General features: G+C 62.2%; 22 protein-coding genes. 10 read left to right on the top strand and 12 right to left on the bottom strand.

Annotation, left to right across the window (positions count from 1 at the left end; translation table 11 throughout):
• Positions 1-127: 127 nt before the first annotated feature.
• The 4 genes from ACS5Q1_RS34845 to ACS5Q1_RS34860 form a co-directional block, all read right to left on the bottom strand.
• Entirely contained in the window at positions 128-511 is a 384-nt protein-coding gene (locus tag ACS5Q1_RS34845) for a hypothetical protein (protein ID WP_473102524.1), read from the bottom strand.
• A complete protein-coding gene (locus tag ACS5Q1_RS34850; RefSeq protein WP_473102525.1) occupies positions 511-2,079 on the bottom strand; it encodes a S10 family peptidase in 1,569 nt (522 codons plus the stop codon). The genes ACS5Q1_RS34845 and ACS5Q1_RS34850 overlap by 1 nt, the downstream gene beginning before the upstream one ends.
• Before the next feature lie 84 nt (positions 2,080-2,163).
• Positions 2,164-2,616 carry a DNA polymerase III subunit chi gene (locus ACS5Q1_RS34855; RefSeq protein WP_473102526.1) on the bottom strand — a complete coding sequence of 151 codons (453 nt, stop codon included), beginning with the start codon at positions 2,614-2,616 and terminating at the stop codon, positions 2,164-2,166.
• Positions 2,617-2,684: 68 nt separating this feature from the next.
• Complete coding sequence (locus ACS5Q1_RS34860) at positions 2,685-4,175, bottom strand: leucyl aminopeptidase (protein ID WP_473102527.1); 1,491 nt, start codon at positions 4,173-4,175, stop codon at positions 2,685-2,687.
• Positions 4,176-4,378: 203 nt separating this feature from the next.
• On the opposite strand from ACS5Q1_RS34860, the gene lptF reads away from it, so the two are divergent.
• The 6 genes from lptF to ACS5Q1_RS34890 all read left to right on the top strand — a co-directional run bounded on the left by lptF (position 4,379) and on the right by ACS5Q1_RS34890 (position 12,328).
• Positions 4,379-5,539, top strand: a complete 1,161-nt coding sequence (lptF, locus tag ACS5Q1_RS34865; RefSeq protein ID WP_473102528.1) for an LPS export ABC transporter permease LptF — start codon at positions 4,379-4,381, stop codon at positions 5,537-5,539.
• Between the two features lie 2 nt (positions 5,540-5,541).
• The gene (gene lptG / locus ACS5Q1_RS34870) at positions 5,542-6,627 is read left to right on the top strand and encodes an LPS export ABC transporter permease LptG (protein ID WP_473102529.1); all 1,086 of its coding nucleotides are present in this window, start codon (positions 5,542-5,544) and stop codon (positions 6,625-6,627) included.
• Positions 6,628-6,662: 35 nt separating this feature from the next.
• Positions 6,663-9,179, top strand: a complete 2,517-nt coding sequence (locus tag ACS5Q1_RS34875; RefSeq protein ID WP_473102530.1) for an LPS-assembly protein LptD — start codon at positions 6,663-6,665, stop codon at positions 9,177-9,179.
• 15 nt (positions 9,180-9,194) lie between these two features.
• Positions 9,195-10,205: a 4-hydroxythreonine-4-phosphate dehydrogenase PdxA gene (pdxA, locus tag ACS5Q1_RS34880; RefSeq protein WP_473102531.1), complete on the top strand. Its 1,011-nt coding sequence runs from the start codon at positions 9,195-9,197 to the stop codon at positions 10,203-10,205.
• A complete protein-coding gene (gene rsmA, locus ACS5Q1_RS34885; protein WP_473102532.1) occupies positions 10,202-11,062 on the top strand; it encodes a 16S rRNA (adenine(1518)-N(6)/adenine(1519)-N(6))-dimethyltransferase RsmA in 861 nt (286 codons plus the stop codon). Before pdxA ends, rsmA begins: the two co-directional genes overlap by 4 nt.
• A 153-nt stretch (positions 11,063-11,215) precedes the next feature.
• A complete protein-coding gene (locus ACS5Q1_RS34890; RefSeq protein ID WP_473102533.1) occupies positions 11,216-12,328 on the top strand; it encodes a D-alanine--D-alanine ligase family protein in 1,113 nt (370 codons plus the stop codon).
• Positions 12,329-12,334: 6 nt separating this feature from the next.
• Here ACS5Q1_RS34890 and gmk read toward each other — a convergent pair whose 3' ends face one another.
• The 7 genes from gmk to fabD form a co-directional block, all read right to left on the bottom strand.
• Positions 12,335-12,985: a guanylate kinase gene (gene gmk / locus ACS5Q1_RS34895; protein ID WP_473102534.1), complete on the bottom strand. Its 651-nt coding sequence runs from the start codon at positions 12,983-12,985 to the stop codon at positions 12,335-12,337.
• A gap of 4 nt (positions 12,986-12,989) precedes the next feature.
• Positions 12,990-13,877, bottom strand: a complete 888-nt coding sequence (locus ACS5Q1_RS34900; protein WP_473102535.1) for a YicC/YloC family endoribonuclease — start codon at positions 13,875-13,877, stop codon at positions 12,990-12,992.
• A gap of 93 nt (positions 13,878-13,970) precedes the next feature.
• On the bottom strand, positions 13,971-15,332 hold the full coding sequence (mltG, locus tag ACS5Q1_RS34905; protein WP_473102536.1) for an endolytic transglycosylase MltG: 1,362 nt from the start codon (positions 15,330-15,332) through the stop codon (positions 13,971-13,973).
• A 95-nt stretch (positions 15,333-15,427) separates the two neighbouring features.
• On the bottom strand, positions 15,428-16,690 hold the full coding sequence (fabF, locus tag ACS5Q1_RS34910) for a beta-ketoacyl-ACP synthase II (RefSeq protein WP_473102537.1): 1,263 nt from the start codon (positions 16,688-16,690) through the stop codon (positions 15,428-15,430).
• A gap of 68 nt (positions 16,691-16,758) precedes the next feature.
• Entirely contained in the window at positions 16,759-16,995 is a 237-nt protein-coding gene (locus ACS5Q1_RS34915; RefSeq protein ID WP_009764365.1) for an acyl carrier protein, read from the bottom strand.
• 234 nt (positions 16,996-17,229) lie between these two features.
• Positions 17,230-17,967: a 3-oxoacyl-[acyl-carrier-protein] reductase gene (gene fabG / locus ACS5Q1_RS34920; protein WP_203440172.1), complete on the bottom strand. Its 738-nt coding sequence runs from the start codon at positions 17,965-17,967 to the stop codon at positions 17,230-17,232.
• 12 nt (positions 17,968-17,979) lie between these two features.
• Positions 17,980-18,927, bottom strand: a complete 948-nt coding sequence (fabD, locus tag ACS5Q1_RS34925; protein ID WP_473102538.1) for an ACP S-malonyltransferase — start codon at positions 18,925-18,927, stop codon at positions 17,980-17,982.
• Between the two features lie 403 nt (positions 18,928-19,330).
• On the opposite strand from fabD, the gene rpoZ reads away from it, so the two are divergent.
• The 4 genes from rpoZ to ACS5Q1_RS34945 all read left to right on the top strand — a co-directional run bounded on the left by rpoZ (position 19,331) and on the right by ACS5Q1_RS34945 (position 23,525).
• Positions 19,331-19,738 carry a DNA-directed RNA polymerase subunit omega gene (rpoZ, locus tag ACS5Q1_RS34930; protein WP_203440175.1) on the top strand — a complete coding sequence of 136 codons (408 nt, stop codon included), beginning with the start codon at positions 19,331-19,333 and terminating at the stop codon, positions 19,736-19,738.
• Between the two features lie 185 nt (positions 19,739-19,923).
• Positions 19,924-22,095 carry a RelA/SpoT family protein gene (locus ACS5Q1_RS34935; RefSeq protein ID WP_203440177.1) on the top strand — a complete coding sequence of 724 codons (2,172 nt, stop codon included), beginning with the start codon at positions 19,924-19,926 and terminating at the stop codon, positions 22,093-22,095.
• A 7-nt stretch (positions 22,096-22,102) separates the two neighbouring features.
• On the top strand, positions 22,103-22,798 hold the full coding sequence (locus ACS5Q1_RS34940; protein WP_473102539.1) for a gamma-glutamyl-gamma-aminobutyrate hydrolase family protein: 696 nt from the start codon (positions 22,103-22,105) through the stop codon (positions 22,796-22,798).
• 22 nt (positions 22,799-22,820) lie between these two features.
• Entirely contained in the window at positions 22,821-23,525 is a 705-nt protein-coding gene (locus ACS5Q1_RS34945) for an HAD family hydrolase (RefSeq protein WP_473102540.1), read from the top strand.
• Positions 23,526-23,590: 65 nt separating this feature from the next.
• Here the strand turns inward: ACS5Q1_RS34945 and ACS5Q1_RS34950 are convergent, their stop codons facing one another.
• Complete coding sequence (locus tag ACS5Q1_RS34950; RefSeq protein ID WP_473102541.1) at positions 23,591-24,568, bottom strand: type I restriction endonuclease; 978 nt, start codon at positions 24,566-24,568, stop codon at positions 23,591-23,593.
• Between the last annotated feature and the right edge of the window lie 135 nt (positions 24,569-24,703).

The following is a 24,703-nucleotide window of genomic DNA, read 5'->3' on the forward strand; positions in this document are numbered from 1 at the left end:
GGCTCAGGCTTATTATGGCCTGGATCATTGCAGCTCTGATGAGCTCAATCGCGCAACCGGATACTTCTCAGGTTGCCTGAAACCCAGCACCGGCCTTGTGCTTCCGCATTATTCAGGGCCGACTGCTTTAAGGCTTCACCACCCGATCGAGCCGGTTGTTCACGAAGAAATACAGCTCGCGTCCACCGGGTTCTGAATAGAGCACCTGAACTTCGCGCTGTCCCTTGCCGCTCTCGCCGACGAGCACATCCGTGGCGGGCTTGCCTTTCAGACGCACAAGATCGCATTCCGTGATGCCGGGCTCGATGGCGGAAGCTGTACCCGAGGCGGTTCCGGTGCAGCGGCCGTCCGGCCCGAGAACCGGTCCTTCGATGACCGGCCCCAATGAGGCTGTGGGCGCAGGAGCCGTCGCAACTGCAGCGGAAGGCAGCGTGCTGCTCGTGCTGGTGCAGCCAGCCAAAGCCAACGCCACAAAAGCGACGCCCGAGAGAACTTTTGTACGCATCACCATCAATCCCTGTTGTCGGCCGCCCTCGCCTGCAGGGCCTCCTCGAAGAGCCGCTGCACATCGGCCTTGAAAGCCTGCCGTGACGCCTGTCGCGAATAGAACATGTGGCCGCCTTCGTAAACACTCAAAGCCACACGCTTCTGCGGGCCGAGTTCGGGAAGCTGGTTCAGCAGAAGTTGGGAGGCGTAATACGGCGTCACCAAATCGGTGAAGCCGTGGGTGACAAGCACGCGCAGCTTGCCGTCGAGAGAAAGGGCCTGACGCAACTCGTCGAGGTTTTCGGGACCATTACGTCCCCCGCCCCAGCGCCATGCACCGTTGATCGATCCGTTCAGGAGGTTGTAGCGCCCTTCCGCTTTGTAGTTCAGGGTATGGGTTAGGTGCTGGATGATCGCGCTCGACAAAGGCGCCGTCATCGCATCGAGCACCGGATCCTCGAAGCGCGAGGACTGGGATGTGGGATTGGGATCGGCGATGGCGACGTTGGTATCATAGGCGCTGACGATCTCGGACGAAGCACGCCGCAGCTCCCGCTGGATCGTGCGCATGTCGATGCGCCCGGCAAGGCGGCGCGTCAGTTCGGGATCGAGCCCGCTCAATTCCGCCACGCGCCGGCTGATCCGATCGACCGCCTCCTTGTCCTGCAAACCTCGCATGAGATCGACAAGATACTCGCTTGATGCGTAAGCCTCCGCCTCCTTGAGGGCATCGCGCGACACCGGCTCGGTGCGCGAGAGTTTTGCAGCAGCAAGGGACGGCAGGAGCGCCGCATTGGTCCAGGGCGCCCCCGCGGCTCCCTGCTCCAGCCAATCGAAATCGAAGACCGGCGAGACGAGAACGAGACCGCTGAAGCCGATGCCCTGATCGCTCTGCAGCTTCTGCGCCAAGAGCGGCCCACGGAAGCCGCCATAGCTCTCGCCGACGAAGAATTTCGGCGAATTGAGACGGTTCTTCTCCTTCAGCCAGCGCATGACGAAGGCAGCGAGTCCGTCGATATCGCCTCCAACGGAATAGAACCGCTCCCGCACCTGATCGCCGCCGATCACGCGGCTGTAGCCGGTGCCGGGCGGGTCAATGAAGACAAGATCCGTGAAGTCGAGCCAGGTTTCAGCATTCGGCACGAGCGCCGGCGGAGCCGAGGGGCTGATCGTCGGTCCATCAAGCGGCAGAAGCCAGGGACCGACCGCAAGAAGATGAAGGTAAGCGGAGGATGCCCCCGGCCCGCCATTCACGGCGAATGTCACAGGTCGCTTCGCCACGTCTGCATCGTCGCGCGTATAGGCGACGAATCCGATCTCGGCCTGGGCCGCGCCCTGCTGATCCGTCAGCGTCAGATGTCCTGCGGTGGCGGTAAAAGACAAGGTCCGTCCCGGAAGCTGCAGGCTGTGGCGCGTCACCGATTCCGGCGGCAGCGCCTGCGTCTCCCTGGCCTCCGGACGGGGCCGGCGCGCCTCCTGCTGCTGGGACTGCTGCTCCCGATTGCCCGCCTGCTCCTGTGCCCCAACCCCAAGGGGCATCACCAGGGACAGGACAAGGGCAGCATAGAGAGGAAGACGCATCGCTCGGGTCATCAGGAAATCCTTTTGGCTTTCCTGAAACTGGAGAGCATCCCTCCCGTTGCAAGTTCCGAGGCGATGAAGAGTTCGTGTTCGGCCTCACGCCTTCCGCTGCCAGCGTCCACGCTCGTCCTGCTGCCAGTAGGTCGCGTCGTGGCCGCCCTCCTTCACGGCGCGCCATTGGTCGCGGGCGACGGCGAGGGCCTGGATGTCGTTGCCGTCGAACAGGATCGCGAGCCGCTCATATGAGGCGATGTCTCCCGGCAGCTCGGCGCCTTCAACCAGAAAGCGGATCGAGGCGCCGTTGGGATTTTCACCTGACAGGGAGATGAGAATCGGCTGATCCGCCGCATGGGCCTCGCGGTCCGTGCCGTGCGGCAGGAAGCTTTCGTCGGTAAAAGTCCACAGGTGATCGTCGAGCGCGGACATGCGCTCTTCCGTCGTCACCTGCACCACCGCGCGCCAGCCCCGCTCCAGGGTCTTCTGCAGGAGCGTGGGCAGCACGGCCTCGAGCGGCTGATGCTGGAGGTGATAGAAAAGGACCTCGGTCATCGATGATCACAATCCCTTGCGACTGCAAAGGGTTGCAGTGCGTCCGAGGTCCTTTTCCACCATCATCCTCAGGCCTCGTAGTGATCGCGCACGAGACGGTCGAGAAGGCGCACGCCCCAGCCGGAGCTCCAGCCCTTGTTGATCTCGGTCGCCGGCGAGCCCATGGCGGTGCCGGCGATGTCGAGATGGGCCCAGGGCACATCGTTGACGAAGTGCTGGAGCAATGCCGCCGCCGTGCTCGAACCGCCGAAGCGGCCCGCCGAGTTCTTCATGTCGGCGAACTTGGATTCGATCATCTTGTCGAATTCCGGCCCCAGCGGCATGCGCCACACGCGTTCGCCCGTCGCCTTGCCGGCTGCCGTCAGGCGCTCCGCCAGTTCGTCGTTGTTCGAGAACAGGCCCGCATATTCCTGAGCGAGCGCCACGAGGATCGCACCGGTCAGGGTCGCCAGATCGATCATGAACTTCGGCTTGAAGCGGTCCTGCACGTACCAGAGCACATCCGCCAGTACGAGGCGACCTTCGGCATCCGTGTTGATGATCTCGATGGTCTGGCCGGACATGGTGGTGACGATGTCGCCTGGGCGCTGGGCGTTGCCGTCCGGCATGTTCTCGACGAGGCCGATGGCGCCGACCACATTGGCCTTCGCCTTGCGGCTCGCGAGCGCATGCATGAGGCCGACGACGCAGGCTGCGCCCGCCATGTCGCCCTTCATGTCCTCCATGCCGGCGCCCGGCTTGATCGAGATGCCGCCGGAATCGAACACCACGCCCTTGCCGATGAAGGCGATGGGCTTGTCGTTGGCCTTGCCGCCGTTCCAGCGCATGATGGCGACCCGGCCGCCGCGTACGGAACCCTGCGCCACGCCGAGAAGCGCATGCATGCCGAGCTTACGCATGGCCTTGTCGTCGAGGATCTCGACCTCGACGCCCAGCTTGGTGAGGGCCTGGGCGCGGGCAGCGAATTCCTGCGGACCGAGGACGTTCGGCGGCTCGTTGACGAGGTCACGGGCCATGATGACGCCCTGCTGGACGCCCTCGCGGGCCTTGTAGATCTTCTTGACCGCCGCGGGATCTGCTACGTTGAGGACGAGGCGGCCGTCATTCTTGGCGCCGTTGTCCTCCTTCTTGGTCTTGTAGCGGTCGAAGCTGTAGCGGCGCAGCTGAGCGCCCAGCGCGATATCGGCAACCGCATCCGGCGAGACTTCGATCTCGGGCAGATCCAGCACCACCGTCGCAAGCTTTCCGTTCACCTTTCCGGCGATCAGGCCACCCAACTGAGCGAAATCGAGATTGGCCCGGTCCTTCTCTCCGCCTGTGCCGATCACGATCAGTTTATCGACCGGCAAGCCGGCGGGAACGACGATGGACATGGCGGATTTCGCCTTGCCCTTGAAATTCTCGGCGGCCGCAGCCTTGGCGATGAGATCGACGGTCTTCGGGCCCAGCTGCTTGGCAACCACGGCCGTGGGCTTGAGATTCTCTCCAACGAAGACGATGAGATCGCCGGATTCGACCTTGCCGTGGGCCTGAAAGTCGATCTTGAAGCTGTCGGCCATGAAATCCTCTTTGTTTTGATGCACATCGCCGGTCTTCGGGCCGGCTGCGACGCTGACGATTGGGACATATATCATATGGCGGGTTAAGGCACGGGGAAGCTGCCGTGAAATCGGCGCAATCTCGGGCTGTTGAAAACAGCCATCTTGCCTGAGATCATGTGACACGATACCCAGGGCTCCACCGCCCGGGGGCGAAGGGCTTTATGACACTTCTCGAACGCTACATCCTCAAAAACACTTTCAATGCCTTCGCCGCATGCCTCGTCGCGCTGACGGGCGTGATCTGGATCACGCAGGCCCTGCGCGAACTCGACCTGCTGACCGGCAAGGGTCAGACTCTGATGATCTTCCTCACGGTGACGGGCCTGTCCCTGCCCGCCCTGATCAATGTCATTGCCCCAGTCGCCCTGTTTCTCGCCACGCTCTACACCCTGAACAAGCTGAACGGCGATTCCGAGCTGATCGTCATGAGCGCCGGCGGCATGCCACCACAGCGCCTTCTGCGGCCCTTCTTGGCCCTGGCCACCTTCGTCTGCGCCGTCGTGGCCATCATCTCGATCTATCTCATGCCCGCAAGCTTCCAGGAACTGCGCCAGCTGTTCACGAAGATCAGGGCCGATTTCGTGGGGACCATGGCCAAGGAAGGGCAGTTCATCACCCTGGAGAGCGGCATCACCTTCCATTATCGGGAGCGCTCCGGAGATGCCCTCCTCGGAATCTTCATGGAAGATCTCCGGGAGAAGGACAAAGCCATCGTCTATCTCGCCGAACGCGGCCAGACCGTCGAGCAGGGCGGAAACGCCTATCTCGTGCTCCAGAAGGGCAGCGTTCAGCGGAAGGAACCAAGCAGCCGCGATTCGTCGATCGTGGCCTTCGAGCGCTATGCGGTCGACCTGTCCGCCTTCAACAAGGAAGGCGGGGAGGTCATCTACAAGCCGCGTGAGCGGAGCACCACCCAGCTCCTCTTCCCGGATAAGAACGAGCCGCTCTATCAGGAGCAGCGTGGACGCTTCCGGGCCGAGTTGCACGATCGCCTGTCGTCCTGGCTCTATCCGCTCGCCATGATGGTCATTGCCTTCGCTGCCCTGGGCGAAGCCCGGACGACCCGGCAGGGCCGCGGCCTTGCCATCGCCGGCGCGGTCGTTGCGATCGTGCTCTTGAGAATTCTCGGCTTTGCCGCATCAAGCGCCGTCGCACGGACGCCTCTGGCGGTGGTTGCGATCTACGGTGTACCCTTGGCAGGGATTCTCGTCAGTCTGCTGCTCATCTTCAAGGGACCGGCCATGCGGTCGGCACAAGCTCGGTTGCATGCGGCCATCCGCAATCTGCTAACGTCGCGCTCTCCCGCACCTCAGAAGGCCTGACCATGCTGATCGGCCGCACCCTCGGGTTTTATTTCTCGCGACAGTTTATTAAGACTATTTTCCTGGTCTTCGCGACTGTCTTCACTCTCGTCTACACCCTGGACTTCGTGGAACTCATGCGCCGGGCCGGTGATGCGCCGGCCGCAACGACCGGGGTGATCGCCCAGCTTGCCCTGTTCCGCACACCAGCCATCGCCGAGCAGGTCATGCCTTTCGCCGTGCTGTTCGGCAGCATGGCCGCCCTCCTCCAGCTCAGCCGCAAGCTCGAACTGGTGGTAGCGCGGGCGGCCGGCATTTCCGCGTGGCAATTCCTGCAGCCGGGGATTCTGATCGCCCTGTTGATCGGCGTCGTGTCCGTGACCGTCTACAACCCGGTCTCGGCCGTCCTCAAACAGCGCGCATCTGCCTTGGAGACGCAGATTTTCTCCCGGGCCGTTCAGACCAGGGAGAAGCCGATCTGGATCCGCCAGAGGAGCCAGGACGGACAGGCCATCTTCCGAGCGAATGCCTCAGCCACCGACTCGGCGACCCTTTACGGGGTCACCGTCTATGCCTTCGATCATGCGGGAACCTTCACTCACCGTGTCGAGTCCAGGGAGGCGACCCTGCATGAGGGCTTCTGGGAGCTGAAGGATGCTCGAATCCTCTCGGCTACCGAGGAGCCTCAGGCCCATGACCGCTATCTGATCGCCTCAAGTCTGCAGCCCTCGCAGGTTCGACAGAGCTTCATCGACCCCGATGCGGTCCCGTTCTGGGACCTCAAGGATACCATCGATCGCATGGAGAAGGCGGATATCAACACCACCACCTATCGGCTCCATTACGACCTGCTTCTGGCCCGTCCTCTTCTGTTGATCGCCATGGTTTTCGTGGCCGCATCCGTATCGTTAAGATTCTTTCGATTTGGCGGTGTAGCGATGATGGTTCTGGGTGGCGTCGCGGCTGGCTTCGTGCTTTATGTCGCCACGGAGCTTATGGCGGAGCTTGGCGCCTCCGGAATCATCAGTTCCCTTGTTGCGGCCTGGTTCCCGGCTGTAGTAGGCAGTCTCTTAGGGACCTTGGCGTTATTGCACCAAGAGGACGGCTGACCGGCCTCAATAAAAAGGTTTGCGAAGGAGTGGGGATGCGGCGGCTTAAGACAACGATCGCAACGTCTGCGGTCGCAGCGGCTCTGCTCTATGCCGCTGGGTCTATGCCTGCGCTTGCCCAGGCAACCCTGAACGAGGCCATCGCAGGGCGCGCCCAGTCGGGATCGGGCCAGGACCGCCTCCTCGTCGACGCCAAGGAAATCATCTACGACAACGACAAGAACACGATTTCCGCCTCCGGCGACGTCCAGATGAACTACCAGGGCCGGACGCTTCAGGCCGATCGGGTCACCTACGACCGCAACACCGGCCGCGTCTTCGCCGAAGGCAATGCCCGCCTGACGGATGCCAGCGGAACCGTCGCCACGGGCGACCGATTCGAGCTGACGGACGACTTCAAGAACGGTTTCATCGATTCCTTGAGGGTGGTTCAGACCACTGTCGAGCAGGGCCGTCCCCTCACGACCCGATTTTCCGCTCCGCGCGCCGAGCGCGCCGAGGGCGAAACCACGGTTTTCGAGCGCGGCACCTATACCGCCTGCGAACCCTGTAAGGACAATCCGGAACGCCCCCCGCTGTGGCAGGTCAAGGCCGCCAAGATCATCCACAACAACAGCGAGCGGACGATCTATTACGAGGATGCGACCCTCGAGCTCCTCGGCATTCCAGTCGCCTACCTGCCCTATTTCTGGACCCCCGATCCGACGGTCAAGCGCAAGACGGGCTTCCTGTCGCCGCGTTACGTCTATTCCACCTCGATCGGCTACGGCGTCTCCGTCCCGTTCTTCTGGGCGATTGCACCGAATTACGATCTGACGATCAACCCGACCTTCCTGAGCCGGCAGGGCCTCCTGGCGCAAGCTGAATGGCGCCACCGGCTCGAGACCGGCGTCTACACCGTCCGGGCTGCCGGCATCTCGCAGCAGGAGCCCGACGCCTTCCTCCAGCCTCCCAACGGGGCCGGGGATCGCGACTTCCGCGGCTCGCTCGAGACGACCGGTCTCTTCTACATCAATCAGAATTGGCGCTGGGGCTGGGACATCGCCCTGCTCTCGGACAAGTGGTTCCTGTCGAACTACAAGATCCGCAGCGAAAGCCTGAGCGCGTACTACATCAAGGAATCGATCTCGACCCTGTATCTCCAGGGCCAAGGGGATCGCTCCTTCTTCGACGTCCGGGGCTATTATTTCCAGACCCTGTCGAGCAACGAGTGGCAGAAGCAGCAGCCGGTCGTCGCTCCGGTCCTCGACTACAACAAGCGCTTCACCCCTTCGACCATCGGCGGCGAATTCGCCCTCGACGTGAACGTGACGAGCCTCTCGCGCCAAGCCGCCCAGTACGATCCGCTGTCGGTCGCCAACACGACCTATTTCGGCGTGGCTCAGACCTGCATCGTCTTCGACCCTGCATCCTGCCTCGTCCGCGGCATCAGCGGTTCAACCTCCCGCGCATCGATCACGGCGTCCTGGCGCCGTGAGTTTGTCGATCCGATCGGACAGGTCTGGACACCGTTTGCCTATGTCCGGGCCGACAATTTCTGGATTTCCCCGGATTTCAACGGGTATCAGAACGCTCAACTCAGCAACTTCATCGACGCGGACGACGATTATCTTTTCCGCGCCATGCCGGCCGTCGGCGTCGAGTACCGCTATCCCTTCATCGCCAATCTCGGAACCTCGGGCAAGCAGATCCTCGAGCCGATCGCGCAGGTGATCGCCCGTCCGAGCGAAACCCGGGTCGGCAGCCTCCCCAACGAGGATGCCCAGAGCCTTGTCTTCGACGACACCTCCCTGTTCGACTGGGACAAGTTCTCCGGCTATGACAGGGTCGAGGGCGGCGTTCGCGCCAACCTCGGTATCCAATACACGGTGACGGGTGCCGACGATTTCTATGCCAATGTGCTGTTCGGTCAGTCTTACCAGATCGCAGGCAGCAACTCGTTCCGGGAGCCTGACCTCGCCAATGTGGGGCTGGACTCAGGTCTTGATTCACGCGCTTCCGACTATGTCGGCCGCTTCCAGATCTCCCCGAATGCGAACTTCGCCGTCGTGACTCGTGCGCGCTTCGACCAGGAAGACTTCGACGTCAACCGGATCGAAGCCGGCTTCAGGGCGAATTTCAATCCATACCTGCCGGTATCGACCTCGCTGACCTATGCCAACTATGCTGCTCAGCCCGCCATCGGCTTCCCGTTGCGCCGCGAGGGCCTGCTCGGCTCCGCCCGGTGGGACATTTCACCAAATTGGTATGTGACAGGCTCGGTCCTTCTCGATCTTGATCGCTACCTCCTGGTGCGCCAGCAACAAGCCATTAATCCGGCAGCGGTTATCGACCAGAACGACAACGTCGCTTATGTCAGCGGCATGTCGCTCGGACTGGGCTATATCGACGAGTGCACGACCTTCTCGATCAGCTACAGCGTGACCCCGCGCGAGGTGGTGCGGAACTCGGGCGAAAAGAACCAGAACCACACCATCGCCTTCAGCCTCGAGTTCCGGTCTCTCGGCGAAGTGGGATATACTCAGAATCTCAGCGGCACTGACGATGAATGATGGGGCAGAGGCCCGGTGTCAGGTTTGAACCAGCGCCCTCTCCTGCTTACCCAAGGTGATCCGGCTGGGATCGGGCCGGAACTGAGCCTGATGGCTTGGCTTGAACGGGATCGAGCCGCCTTGCCGCCCTTCGCCATTGTCGGCGATCCTGATCATCTCGCCCGGGTCGCCGACGCATTCGGGTGGACAATTCCCATCGCGTCCGTCGAGCCGCGGCAGATCCTGTCGGCCTTTGCAAACGCTCTCCCCGTTGTTCCACTGAGCGTCTCGGTTTCCGCTGAGCCGGGGAAGCCCGACGCGGCCTATGCGCCATCCGTGATCGAATCCATCGAGACGGCGGTACGGCTCGTCCGCGCGGGCGCAGCGGCGGCTGTCGTGACCAATCCCATTGCCAAGCACGTGCTCTATGAGGCTGGCTTCCGGCATCCAGGGCATACGGAGTTTCTCGCCGCACTCGCCGCGCAAGGTGGGAAGGAAACTTACCATCCGGTGATGATGCTCTGGAGTGAGCAACTCGCCGTCGTCCCCGTCACGGTCCATATTCCCCTCTCGGATGTTCCTTCATCCCTGACGACGGACCTGATCGTCCTCACCGGGCGCATTGTTGCCAGGGAGCTGCGGGAGCGGTTCGGCATCCCTAATCCGAGGCTCGCCCTCGCAGGTCTCAATCCTCACTCCGGAGAAAACGGTGCGATGGGAACGGAAGACGGGCGCGTCATCGTCCCGGCCATCGACACCCTACGCGCCGATGGTATCGACGTGGCAGGTCCCCTGCCGGCGGACACCATGTTCCACGACCGCGCGAGGAGCCGCTACGATGCGGCGCTTGCCATGTATCACGATCAAGCCCTCATCCCGATCAAGACCATCGCCTTCGACGAGGCGGTCAACGTGACCCTAGGGCTCCCCTTCGTCCGCACCTCCCCCGATCACGGCACGGCCTTCGACATCGCCGGCAAGGGCATCGCCCGGCCCGACAGCCTGATGGCCGCCCTCAAGCTCGCCGCCCGCTTAGGTGGCCCATGAGCCAGATCGACGATCTTCCTCCTTTACGCGAGGTGGTCCGCACGCACGGGCTGATGGCCAAGAAGTCGCTTGGTCAGAACTTTCTCTTCGACCTCAACCTCACCAGCCGCATCGCCCGCTCCGCAGGACCGCTGGAAGAGACTACGGTCATCGAGGTCGGCCCAGGCCCCGGCGGCCTGACCCGGGCGATCCTGGCGGCCGGCGCCAGGAAGGTGATCGCCATCGAACGCGACACACGCTGCCTGCCTGCCCTGGCCGAGATCGCCGAGCGCTATCCGGGCCGTCTCAATGTGATCGAAGCCGATGCCCTGGAATTCGACCCGCGGCCCCTGGTCGGCGACGGGCCTGTGCGGATCATCGCCAACCTCCCCTACAATGTCGGGACGGCCTTATTGACCGATTGGCTCACTGGAAACGCATGGCCGCCCTGGTGGGCTTCGCTCACGCTCATGTTCCAGCGGGAGGTGGCCGAGCGTATCGTCGCGGACGAGGGCGATCCGAAGAACTATGGCAGGCTTGGCGTTCTCTGCGGCTGGCGGACGGAAGCGCGCATCCTCTTCGACGTGCCACCCTCCGCCTTCGTGCCGCCGCCGAAGATCACGTCGAGCGTGGTCCATCTGACCCCACGGACCAACCCGCTGCCCTGCCGCATCGGCGCGCTGGAAGCCGTCACCCGCGCCGCCTTTGGGCAACGCCGCAAGATGCTGCGCCAGAGCCTGAAATCCATTGCTCCCGACCCGACCGCGATCATCACGGCAGCCGACCTTGAGGAAACGATCCGCGCCGAGAACATCCCGGTCGAAGGTTATGTGGCGCTCGCCAATGCCTTCGATGCCATGAGACATCCACGGGGCTGAGCGCCGGCTCATCGCTCGCCCTATCGCCATCGCCGCCTATATGAAGCCGCTGGATCGGCGCGGGTGGCTCCTCTTCATGAGACCTTAACTGCGCCTCTTCCATGATCGGATTTATATATGCGGCCCTGATGGCTGCGAGAGGAGGAAGCGGGCATGTCGCAGCCGCGCAAGACAATCGGGCTTCTGTTCGGAGGGCGCTCTGCAGAGCATGAGGTCTCGAAGCTGTCGGCGGCCAATGTTCTGCGTGCCCTCGATCCGGACCGCTACGACATCATCCCCATCGGCATCGGCCGGGACGGACGCTGGCTTCTCTGCGACAACGGCAATGGCGGCGGAAGGGGGGCTCAATCCCTGGAGATCCCGAAGGGAGCGCCGCAGGTTGCCCTGCTTCCCGGTGGCGCGGGCGAGACGATCGTGCTGAATGGCGGCGCGCCGCCACGTTCCCTGCGCCTCGACGCGGTCGTTCCGGTGCTGCATGGGCCGAACGGCGAGGATGGTACGGTTCAGGGCCTTCTCGAACTCGCCAATGTTCCTTACGTCGGCTCCGGCGTGATGGGCTCGGCGGCCGGCATGGACAAGGACATCGCCAAGCGCCTGCTGCGCGACAGCGGCCTGCCGGTCGTTCCCTTTCTGACGCTGACGCCGCGTGCCCGTGTCGACTACCGGGCAGCCGTGGACGCGCTCGGCACGCCCGACCTCTTCGTCAAGCCGGCCAATATGGGCTCGTCCGTCGGCGTGTCCCGCGCCTCGACCGCAGCAGAATTCGATAAGGCCTGCGAGCGGGCCTTCCGCTATGACGCCAAGGTGCTCGTGGAGCGCAGCGTCACGGGTGCTCGCGAGATCGAATGCTCGGTGCTGGAGGATGCCGCGGGCGAAGTCCGGGCGTCTCCGCTGGGCGAGATCGTGCCCGCCGACAGCCACGGATTCTACAGCTATGATGCCAAGTATATCGACGCCGATGGCGCCCTCCTGCGCATCCCGGCGGAACTCTCATCGACCCAGGCGCGCCGCATCCAGGAACTCGCCGTCGAGACCTTCAAGGCTCTCGCCTGCGAGGCCTTGGCCCGTGTCGACTTCTTCCTGGATCCGAAGAACGACGACGGCCTTTTCGTCAACGAGGTGAACACCCTGCCGGGCTTCACGGCGATCAGCATGTATCCCAAGCTCTGGGAGGCCGGCGGCCTGCCTCAGAGCGAATTGATGGAGGTGCTGATCGGCCATGCTATCGCGCGCCACGAGCGCAGGAACGCGCTCGCGCTGGTGTAAGCGGGATCAGTCGATCTTTTCCGCCAGCAATCCTTCGACGAAGTCCGAGAGACCGACGAGGCGATCGCGCTTCAGGCGCTCGGCCGCCTGGATGGCTTTGAGGCTCTCGAAAGATCTGCCGAGATCCTCGTTGACGATCACGTAGTCATACTCGACCCAGCGCTCCATCTCGACGCGGGCATTGGCAAGACGCTTGGCGATGACCTCGGGCGCGTCCTCGGCCCGCCGTTCCAGCCGCGCCTTCAACTCCCTGAAACTCGGCGGCAAGACGAACACGGTCACCACATCGTCGGGCAGTTTCTGCCGCACCTGGCGAGTGCCCTGGTAGTCGATGTCGAACACCATGTCCTGGCCGGCGGCCAGCGTCTTCTCCACGGGCTTGCGCGGCGTGCCATAGAAATTGCCGTGCACCTCGGCCCATTCCAGGAGTTCGTCGCGATCGCGCATCGCCTTGAACTCTTCCACATCGATGAAGTGATAGTGCTTGCCCTCGATCTCGGAGGGGCGCTTCGGACGCGTCGTAACGGAAACCGAGAGAACACCGGCCCGCTCTTCCACGAGGCTGCGGGTGAGCGTGGTTTTTCCCGCACCGGACGGCGAGGACAGAATGAGGATGAGGCCGCGCCGACCGACTGGAGACTTCGAATCTGGGCTCACCGCATCACTCCACGTTCTGAACCTGCTCGCGGAATTGCTCGATCACGGCCTTCAATTCAAGCCCGATCCGCGAGAGAGACACATCATTGGCCTTTGCACACAGGGTATTCGCCTCGCGGCCGAATTCCTGGGCCAGGAAATCGAGCCGCCGGCCGACAGATCCACCCTCCTGCAGGAGACCACGAGCAGCGTCCACATGGGCGCGCAGCCGATCGAGCTCCTCACGAATGTCGGCCCGGGCGGCGATAAGCACCGCCTCCTGATGCAGGCGGGCCGGATCGAGTGTCGCCTTGGCCTCGAATAGCTCGGCAATCTGCGCTTCCAGCCGAGCCCGGATGGCCTCGGGCTGGCGCGCCGGTGCCGCCTCCGCGTCATCGACGAGACGCGAAATGATATCGAGCTGCTGTCCGAGAACGGCGGCGAGCGCCTGACCTTCCTTCAGCCGCGCCGCCTTGAGGGATTCGATCAGCGTGCCGATTCCCGCTCTGAGGGCCGCCATGAGCTCCTCGTCCTGGGCCGGATCGGCGGCATCGTCATCGAGCTCGACTACGCCGCGCACGGACAGCAGACCGTCGAGAGAAGCCGGTTGCACATTGGCAGGAAGGGTCAGGCCACCGATGGCTGAAAGCAGCGATTGCAGCACGTCCTGATTTACACGCAGCTTGGGTACGGATGATGCCTTGCTGAGCGACAGGTTGAGCTGGCCTTGGCCGCGGGTCAGCGCCTTGAGGATCTGCCCTCTCGCCTCCTCGCCGATGGCATCGAGACCGGAGGGAGTCCGAACGCGCACCTCGAGCCCGCGTCCGTTCACTGTCTTGAGTTCCCAGACCCATTGATAGGAACCGGTGACGCCGGCCTCGCGGGCAAAGCCGGTCATGCTCGCAATGGACATGCGTTAACCTCGAACGGAATGAAAAATCGGCGCGACCATAATGCGCGCCGATCCAAGAGTCGATTACAAGGATTTAGGATCTGTCTCCGTAGCTTAAGGCTGCCGGAGAGGCGGAACGTTCTTCGGATTGTTCAGGTCGAAGGTCTTGTTCTTAAGCGGATCCTTGTCGGTCCCCTCGCTCGCATCGAAACCGCGCCCCAGCCGTCCCCCGGAAGCGGGCAACGCATTTGCGGTGCCACGCAGTGCGGGGGCCACACCCGGAGGCAGGTTCGTCTGATCGGCATCGGGCACCACCCGGTCCACATCGTTGGCATCGGGAGCCGGACGGCTCTTCTCGATCTGCCGCCAACGGGTCACGTTGCGCTGATGCTGTTCGTAGCTCTCGGCGAAGGCATGACCTCCGGAACCGTCGGCGACGAAATAGAGATCCTTGGTGCGCGAGGGATTGGCTACCGCCTCGAGAGCCGCGCGGCCCGGATTGGCGATGGGGCCGGGCGGCAGGCCCTCGACCACATAGGTGTTGTAGGGGGTCGCCGCCTCGATCTCGCTGCGCAGGATGCCACGGCCCAGCGTGCCCTTACCGCCGACAAGCCCGTAGACGATGGTGGGGTCGGATTGGAGCTTCATGCGCTTCATCAGGCGATTGATGAAGACGCCGGCGACACGGGTGCGCTCGTCCGCACGGCCCGTTTCCTTTTCCACAATGGAAGCCAGGATCACGAGTTCCTGCGGCGACTTGATCGGCAGTTCGCTGGTGCGGCGCTGCCAGATCTGCTCGATAGCCTGACGCTGGGCAGTCTGCATGGTGCTGATGATCTGCTGGCGAGTGGTGCCGCGCTCGAACTTGTAGGTATCGGGCAGAAGCGAACCCTCGCGCGGCGTCTCGATGACGTCGCCGGTGAGGATTTCATGCTCGTAGAGACGGCCAACGATCTGTTCGCTGGTCAGCCCTTCGGGGACCGTCACCGTATGCAGAATGGCCTTACCCTGGATGAGAGTATCGATGGCGTCCTCGATGCTGGTGCCGGCCTTGAACTGGAATTCGCCCGCCTTCAGCTGGCCGCGCTGCCGATTGATATGGGCATAGACCTGGAACAACAGCGGCTGATCGATCACACCCTCATTCTTGAGGATGTTGGCGATCTCGCCCGTACCGGTGTTGCGAGGGATGACGACGACCTTGTCGCTCTGCAGCGGCCCTTGGGCTGTCACCTCCTGCTGCACCATGGAAAAGCCAAAGATTCCGGCAATCGCCAGGGCGACGAAAAGGGTCAGCAGGCCGCTCAGGAGCGACAGCATGCCCCGGCGGCGGCGGCGAAGCTTCGGTGGCGGGGGCGGCGCCATCGATGGCTTGATAGCCTCGCTCGGGGATCGTGGTGCCAAGCGGGGCTGTGCCGAACCGTGGTCGGTTTCGTCAGCAGGTGGCAAAAGGATCTTTTTCTTTCGTCCGAACATTACGCCGCTTTTCTGGTATCGGCCGGCGGTCCTGCCGGTCCGCCGACACCCTAACAGGGATTATGGCGAAAAGCCGTAACGTGCCGTCGCCAGTTTTAAGATACGCGACGAAGAATGAGCGAAGCGTTAGTGCCGCCGAAGCCGAAGGAGTTCGACAGAGCGACGTTGACCTCCTTGCGCTTGGCTTGCTTGGGCACGAGATCGATAGCCGTTTCCACCGACGGATTGTCGAGGTTGATGGTCGGCGGGATAATACCGTCGCGCATGGCCAGGATCGAGAAGATCGCCTCGACGGCGCCCGCTGCACCCAGGAGGTGACCGATCGCCGACTTGGTCGAGGACATGGAGAGCTTGCCCGCTGCATTGCCCATGATGCGCTCGACCGCCTTCAGCTCCAGCTCGTCGCCGAGCGGGGTCGAGGTGCCGTGGGCGTTCACGTAATCGATCTCGGAGACATCGACGGCGGCGCGCTTGAGGGCTGCGGCCATGCAGCGATACGCCCCGTCGCCATCCTCCGACGGCGAGGTGATGTGGTAGGCATCGCCCGACAGACCGTAGCCGATGATTTCGGCATAGATCTTGGCGCCGCGCGCCTTGGCGTGCTCGTACTCCTCCAGCACCACGACGCCGGCGCCCTCGCCCATGACGAAGCCGTCACGGTCCTTGTCATAGGGACGCGAGGCGCGGGTCGGATCGTCGTTGAAATTGGTGGACAGGGCGCGGCAGGCGGCAAAGCCCGCAATGGACAGCCGGTTGATCGGCGATTCCGTGCCGCCAGCGACCATGACTTCCGCATCGCCCAGCGCGATGAGACGGGCAGCGTCGCCGATGGCATGGGACCCAGTGGAGCAGGCCGTCACGACCGCGTGGTTCGGACCTTTGAGGCCATGCTCGATGGACACGTAGCCGCCGGCCAGATTGATGAGGCGGCCGGGGATGAAGAAGGGCGAAATGCGGCGTGGGCCGCGCTCGATCAGGGTAGCGGAGGCCTCATAGATGCCGCCGATGCCGCCGATGCCGGAGCCGATCAGCACACCGGTCGCGCATTGGTCCTCATAGGACTTGGGCTCCCAGCCGGAATCCCGCAGCGCCATGGTGGAGGCGGCCATCGCATAGACGATGAAGGGATCGACCTTGCGCTGCTCCTTGGGCTCCATCCATTCGTCGGCATTGAAGGTGCCGTTGGAACCGTCGCCGCGCGGGATCTGGCAGGCGATCTGGCAGGCGAGATCATCGACCTGAAAATCCGTGACCTTGTTGGCGCCGCTCTGCCCCTCGACGAGGCGGGACCATGTGGCATCGACCCCGCTGCCCAGCGGCGTGACCATGCCAAGACCTGTGACTACTACCCGGCGCATGAATTCCTGCCCTATCGATCAATAAAATTCGGGCGTCGAATGAGTCATCCGACGCCCCTTCAGCGCTTTTAGGCTGCGTTCTTCTCGAGGAAGCGGATGGCGTCGCCAACCGTGACGATGGTCTCAGCCGCGTCGTCCGGGATCTCGACGTTGAACTCTTCCTCGAACGCCATCACCAGCTCGACCGTATCCAGGCTGTCCGCGCCCAGGTCGTCGATGAAGTTGGCATTGTCGGTCACCTTGTCGGCTTCGACGCCGAGGTGCTCGACAACAATCTTCTTCACGCGATCAGCGACGTCACTCATCGTTTTTTCCTCAGTGGCTGCCGCCTCAGGAATTGGGCGGATTAAGAAATCAAATTAGATCAGCTGTTCAGCTGACAACGCTGAAACGGCTACCCTGCGCCGTGCAAAGCCGCATTTTTAAGCGCCGGTCAACCCCTTTGACCTGATCGGGATCATGCTTAACACAAGCTTATCCGGTCTGGCGAGAGGTGAACGGCACCTGCAAACAGATTCCGGAAACGGCGATAAGTTCCTTTAGAACATAGCCATTCCGCCGTTTACGTGCAGGGTCTGGCCCGTCACGTAGGCGGCCTCTGTGGAGGCAAGATAGACGACGGAAGAAGCGATTTCCTCGCCCTGGCCGAGCCTTCCCATCGGGATCGTGCCCAAAATCCCCTCACGCTGCTTCTCGTTCAAAACGTCGGTCATGGGCGACTCGATGAAGCCCGGAGCAACCAGGTTGACCGTGATATTGCGACTGGCGACCTCGGCGGCCAGCGCCTTGGTCATGCCGATCAGGCCGGCCTTGGAGGCGGCGTAGTTGCCCTGCCCCGGATTACCGGTCGAACCCACGACCGAGCCGATATTGACGATCCGGCCGTAGCGGCGGCGCATCATGTTCTTCACGGCAGCCCGCGAAAGACGGAAGGCGGCGGTCAGGTTCACGGCAATGACCGTATCCCACTCCTCGTCCTTCATGCGCATGAAGAGGTTGTCCTTGGTCACGCCGGCATTGTTGACCAGGATGTCGAGGCCGTCCATGGCCGCCTCTGCTGCCGGAACGAGAGCCTCGACTGAATCCTTGTCGGACAGGTTCGCCTCGACCACATGGACCCGCTCGCCCAGGGACGAGGCGAGTTCGTCGAGGGCAGCACGGCGGGTTCCGGACAGGGTCACGGTCGCGCCCTGGGCGTGGAGCGCGCGGGCGATGGCGCCGCCGATGCCGCCTGTGGCACCGGTGACGAGAGCCTTGCGGCCGGTGAGATCGAACATGCAGAGTTCCTCTTATCCGTTCAGAGAGGCTTTGAACGCCGCAACGTCCTCGGGGGTGCCAATGGCAGTGCCAGACACCCCGGTGGCGATGCGTTTCACGAGTCCGGTCAGGACCTTACCCGATCCAACCTCATAAAATGAATCAACGCCCTGGGCGGCCATGTAGGCCACGCACTCGCGCCAGCGCACGGTGCCGGTGACCTGGCGGACCAGAGCATCGCGGATCGCTGCTGGGTCGGTGATGGCGGCGGCTTCCACGTTGGCGACGACCGGAACGACCGGGGCATTGACGGTCACGCCCGCCAGAGCCTCGCGCATGGCGTCGGCGGCCGGCTGCATGAGGGCGCAATGGAAGGGGGCGGATACGGCCAGCATCACGGCACGTTTGGCACCCTTGGTCTGGGCGATCGCCACGGCCCGCTCCACGGCGGCCTTGTGACCCGAGACCACGACCTGGGCGCCGCCATTGTCATTGGCCGCATCGCAAACCTCGCCCTGCGCTGCCTCGCGGGCGACTTCGAGGGCGGCGTCATATTCCAGTCCGAGGAGCGCGGCCATGGCACCCTGCCCTACCGGAACGGCGTTCTGCATGGCATTGCCGCGGATTCGCAGGAGCCGGGCAGTATCGGAGATCGAGAGACTGCCGGCGGCGGCGAGCGCGGAATACTCGCCGAGCGAGTGACCGGCCACGAAGGCAGCATTCGTCTTGAGGTCGAGACCAGCCTCGGCCTCCAGGACCCGGATCGCCGCCAGGCTCACAGCCATCAAGGCAGGCTGGGTGTTGGCGGTGAGCGTCAGCTCTTCCGCCGGCCCCTCCCACATGATTGTGGAGAGCTTCTGGGAGAGCGCCTCGTCCACCTCGTCGAACACGACCTTGGCCTGCGGGAAGGCGTCGGCAAGGGCCTTGCCCATCCCGACCGCCTGGCTCCCCTGGCCGGGGAAAATGAATGCGCGCTTCATCAGGAACGGTTCCCTCGATTATCGAATTTGCGCGGGACTCGCACCGGGACGCCAAGGAGTCAAGGAGAAGCGCCGTCAATCGGGTACTTGAGCTGTTTATCAGATAAGGCGCCGCCAGCCTCTCAAGAGGTTTCGGTCGATCTCGGCCTTCTGAAACGTGAGGCGGCCCAGCATCCTCGCAACGACACGCGCGAGGCTTTGCAAAGCTAAGCTTGGAATTCTCAAGACCAGCCCTCCCAGGCTTGACCATAGGAGAACCTACCTATTCCGAGATACCTCCGGCGTGTGCACCCGCACGTCCTGTCAAGCCTCTGATGGAAAACGCTTCCCCTTGTTTTCTGAAGGCAATCGGTGTATCCGGTCCCCCTTCCGATATTCTCAATGACTGAAGAAGGAGCCCCGCATGGCTCGCGTGACCGTCGAAGACTGCATCGACAAGGTCGACAACCGGTTTGAGCTCGTGCTGCTGGCCAGCCACCGGGCCCGCCTCATCTCGTCGGGCTCGCCGCTCACGGTCGACCGCGACCGCGACAAGAACCCCGTCGTGGCCCTCCGCGAGATCGCCGACGAGACGATTGCTCCCGACGACCTGAAGGAGCAGCTCATCCACTCGATGCAGAAATATGTCGAGGTGGACGAGCCGGAGGCCGAAGCTGTCCCCATGCTCAGCAACACGGCTGCCGCGCCTTCGACCGGCAGCGACAACGACGCGGATGTCCAGTTCGATCGCATGAGCGAGGAAGACCTGCTCCGCGGCCTGGAGGGCCTCGTTCCTCCGAGCAGCAGCGCGGACGACGACGACCGCGAATAAGCTTCGCACCGCATTTCCAAAGGCCCGGCTCGATGCCGGGCTTTTTTGTTGGCCGGCTTAACCACGCCCCAGCATAGGCCGCCTGCGGCAAGCTATTCGGCTTGCGGTCGGAAGACGTTGTACAATATCTTCAATAGCTTCGTGATTTCAGCCAGATAACCGGGCCAAAAGGAGACGTCGGCCGCATGATGCGCCAATATGAACTCGTCGAGCGGGTCAAGCGCTACAACCCCTCGGCCAATGAGGCGCTTCTCAACCGCGCTTACGTGTATGCCATGATGGCCCATGGCAACCAGAAGCGCGCATCCGGCGACCTGTTCTTCGGCCATCCCCTCGAGGTGGCGGCCATCCTCACGGACCTGAAGCTCGACGATGCGACCATCGCGGCCGCGGTTCTCCACGACACGGTGGAGGACACGCAGGCGACACTGGAGGAGATCAACAAGACCTTCGGCCCTCAGATCGGCGCCCTCGTCGACGGCCTGACGAAAATCAAGCGTCTCGACCTCGTCTCGAAGCGGGCAGCCCAGGGCGAAAACTTCCGCAAGCTGCTTCTGGCCGTTGCCGATGACGTACGGGTACTGCTGGTCAAGCTCGCCGACCGCCTGCACAACATGCGTACGCTCCAGTTCATGCCAGCGGAGAAGCGCAAGCGCATCGCCGAGGAGACCCTCGACATCTATGCCCCGCTTGCCGGACGCATGGGTATCCAGGAGATGCGCGAGGAGCTGGAAGAGCTGTCGTTTCAGAACCTCGATCCGGAAGCCTACGAGGCCATCAAGCGTCACCTGCACGAACTCTCCATCAAGAATGAGAAGCTCGTCGACGAGATCGAACGGACACTGACGACCAAGCTGCGCGCGCAGGGAATCGAGGCGACGGTGTCGGGACGTCAGAAGCGCCCCTATTCCATCTGGCGCAAGATGGAGCGGAAGTCCGTCTCCTTCGAGCAATTGTCCGATATCTTCGCCTTCCGCATCATCGTGAACACCATCGACGAGTGCTACCGGGCGCTTGGCGTCGTCCATACCAGCTGGCCGATGGTGCCGGGGCGCTACAAGGATTACATCTCGACCCCGAAGCAGAATGATTACCGCTCGATTCACACCACTGTGATCGGCCCCGGCAGCCAGCGTGTGGAGTTGCAGATCCGCACCGAGGACATGGACGAGGTAGCGGAGTACGGCATCGCCGCTCACGCCCTCTACAAGGAAGGCGTCAACGACAATTCTCGCCTCGCCACGGAAAGCCGCGCCTATCAATGGCTGCGGCGCACCATCGACCTCCTGGCCGAGGGCGACAATCCGGAGGAGTTCCTCGAGCATACCAAGCTCGAACTCTTCCACGATCAGGTCTTCTGCTTCACGCCCAAGGGCCGCCTCATCGCCCTGCCCCGCGGCGCGACGCCCATCGACTTCGCTTATGCAGTGCACACCGATGTCGGCAACACGGCGGTCGGCTGCAAGATCAACGGCCGCATGTCGCCGCTTCTCACCGAATTGCAGAACGGAGACGAAGTGGAGATCGTCCGCGCCGAAGGACAGACTCCGCCGGCTGCCTGGGAATCGCTCGTGGTCACCGGCAAGGCGCGCGCCTCGATCCGCCGTGCCACCCGCACCGCCGTGCGCCGGCAATATACGGGCCTCGGCCATCAGATCCTGGAACGCGCCTTCGAGCGTGCCGGTCGTCCCTTCTCCGACGAGAAGCTGAAAGGAGCCCTGCCCCGTCTGGCGCGGGTCTCCGTCGAGGACGTTCTCGCAGCCGTAGGCCGGGGCGAGATGTTTTCGGGTGACGTCGTGCGGGCCGTCTATCCCGACTACCTGGAAGAGCGCCGCGCCGGTTCCGACGGCAAGGGCAGCGGACAGCCCGACGGTGCGGGCAAGAAAGCGGCAAGCGAGCACCCGGACGGCATTCCGATCCGCGGCCTCAACAAGGACATGCCGATTCGCTTCGCGTCGGAAGGCGGTGCCGTGCCGGGAGACCGCATCGTCGGCATTCTCACGCCCGGCGAAGGGGTCACGATCTATCCGATTCAGTCCCCATCGCTGGCCGCCTTCGACAACGAGCCGGATCGCTGGATCGATGTGCGCTGGGATCTGGAATCAGGCTCCACGCAGCGCTTCCCCGCACGCATCAAGCTGCAATCGATCAACGAGCCGGGATCCCTTGCCCAGATCACACAGGTGATCGCCGATCATGACGGCAACATCGACAACGTCTCGATGAAGCGCCGGACACAGGACTTCACCGACATGACCATCGACCTCACGGTCTGGGACCTGAAGCATCTCAATGCCATCATCGCGGAACTGCGCGCGAAGCGCGTGGTGAGCCGTGTGGATCGCATAACCGGTTAGGAATCCAATGTCTCGCAAACCCCGTATCGCCGTCATCATGGACGAGAACACCAGTGTCGACGGAACGCGCTACGACACGACTAAGGCTTATTTCGTCGCGATCCAGCGCGCCGGAGGCTTGCCCTTCGGCATTCCTTACATCAATGAGATGATCGAGCCGGTGGTCGAGGAGTTCGACGGCTTCGTCAGCGTCGGCGGGCGCATCCAATTCCCCAATGAATGGTACGTCACTGGCGACCGATCGCGATACCCGGCCTCGGAGCGGCTTGAGGTTGAGCAGGCGCTCATGCAAGGCTTCCTCGATCGTGACAAGCCAGTGCTCGGCATCTGCAACGGTATGCAGATGCTCGCCTGCCTCCATGGTGGTCGCATGGTGCATGAGGTTCGGAAAACGGGGCCGCATATTCTCACCCACGATGATCGGACCGCCATGCATTCCGTCGAGATTGTCCCGGGCACAATGCTTGCGCGCATCGTGGGCACGGGGCGCGTGGACGTGAACAGCCGCCATCAGGAAGCCGTTGTTGAAGTTCCCGGTCGAGTCGTCATTGCGGCTAGGGCGGATGACGGCGTAATCGAAGCCGTTGAGATCCCATCCAAGCGTTTCGCCATTGGCGTCCAGTGGCATCCGGAGGCCTTTGCAACCCAGGACCATCCCTGCAACAGATTGTTCGACGCGTTCGTACACGCGACGCGACACTGACCGGACTGCGATAGAGATCCAGATGGCCGTCTCCGTTCTAGGCCTCGATGCCGACGACACGCTCTGGCACAACGAAACCTTCTATCGAATGACGCGGCAGCGCTTCAACGAGTTGCTCGCGGATTTCGCGGATACCGAGACGCTCGAAGCTGAGATCGAAGCGACGGAGAAACGCAATCTCGGCCTCTATGGCTACGGCGCGAAAGGCTTCACGCTCTCGATGCTGGAGACGGCGCTTGCGGTCAGCAAGGGACAGGTGCCCAATCATGTCATCACGGAGATCCTGGCGGCCGGGCGGGAGATGATGAAGCATCCGGTGGAGCCCTTCCCTGGGGTTCACGAGGCCCTCGAAGAACTCTCTGCGCAATACAGGCTGATCCTGATCACCAAGGGCGATCTCTTCCACCAGGAATCCAAGCTCGCCGCATCGGGCCTGGGCAACTTCTTTTCAGGGGTCGAGATCGTCAGCGAGAAGAAGGCGGACACCTACACGCGCATCTTCTCGCGTCACGGTTCTGGCGCAGAACATGCCGCGATGGCCGGCAACTCCGTGCGCTCGGACGTCCTGCCCGCCCTCGAAGCTGGCAGCTACGCCGCTCTCATTCCCTACCATCTCGTCTGGGCGCACGAGGACGCCCCGCTCCCAACCGCGCATCCGCGTTTCACGGAACTTCCGTCGCTGGCGGAGCTGCCGAGGTGGTTGGCTAACGTTTCTGGTTCGTTATGATCTAAACTACGTAGTTAGATGCTCTGCAAAAACTCCACACAAACTAGCGCAGTTCGTAGATCGATCTAGCTTACATAAATTTGAGCTGTTGATCGAATGCGATCCGCATGCTCATATATCTCGTCGAGCGTATCGACTTTTACTCGCTCCTCATGTTCCTTGTCGAACAGACCCAGATATTTCACGGTTCTGTTAAAGTGGAGACGAACCAATGGCTTTCTGTTGTTGTCATCAACCAGAATGCCACAATAGCTCTTTTGATCACGCATCACGATACGGGAAGGCTTGAGGATATCGCGCACAATTGCGCGAACGATCAGGAAGCCTTCGCGTTCCTCATCCGTCGTTACGATCTCATCGTCTCCCGTCGACTCATTTATCTCTGTAACACTAGGCTCAATAACTTCTGTTTCTGCGAGAGCAGTCGATAGGCGAGCTTGAACAGCATCTCGAACAACTTCTCGAAATGCGACCTTCACCATTGGAGTGAATTGATCTTTGACAGCAGTTGTGAATCGAGGGATCTGCAGGCTAGCTATCATCATCCGGACGAAGTCTTCAGATGGAGCTTCTATCTGATTGATAATTTCTTTCTTGATAGCTGATGTATATTTGAGTTGGTGTGCAGATTGCAGAATGCTGTCGACACTGAATTCTCCCTTGGAGAATTTTTTCAATTCATGAGTCAGATGTCCCTGAAGATCCGACAAATCGAAAGTTAAAAATGGACGCTCGTCCAATTTATTTGGGGCTTCAAGGTCCGTATGAAAATGGAACGTACGCCCATTAGTTAGGATCGCAAACTTAGCATCAGTGACAGAGAAGTATCGATAAAGCTGCGCAAGGTGCACTTTATCCAAATTAGTCATTATCGGCTTGCATTCGACAAGTATTCTGATCGATCCATCTATCTTAATTGCATAGTCGACTTTCTCTCCTTTTTTACCAACTGCGTCTGCGGTGAATTCCGGCACAACCTCATGAGGGTTGAATATGTCGTAATCCAAAGCATTAAGAATTGGCAGGACGACAGCTGTTTTCACAGCCTCCTCCGTGGTAATTACCCACGCCCCATTCAGAACTGAGGTTCAGGCGGACACGGTCTGAAGGATCGTCTTGAACGCATTGGTTCCCGGGCCGAGGCGAGCCGTGTCGACGACGGTGCGAATGTCGGCTTC

It is taken from the genome of Microvirga sp. GN3 (assembly GCF_055792825.1).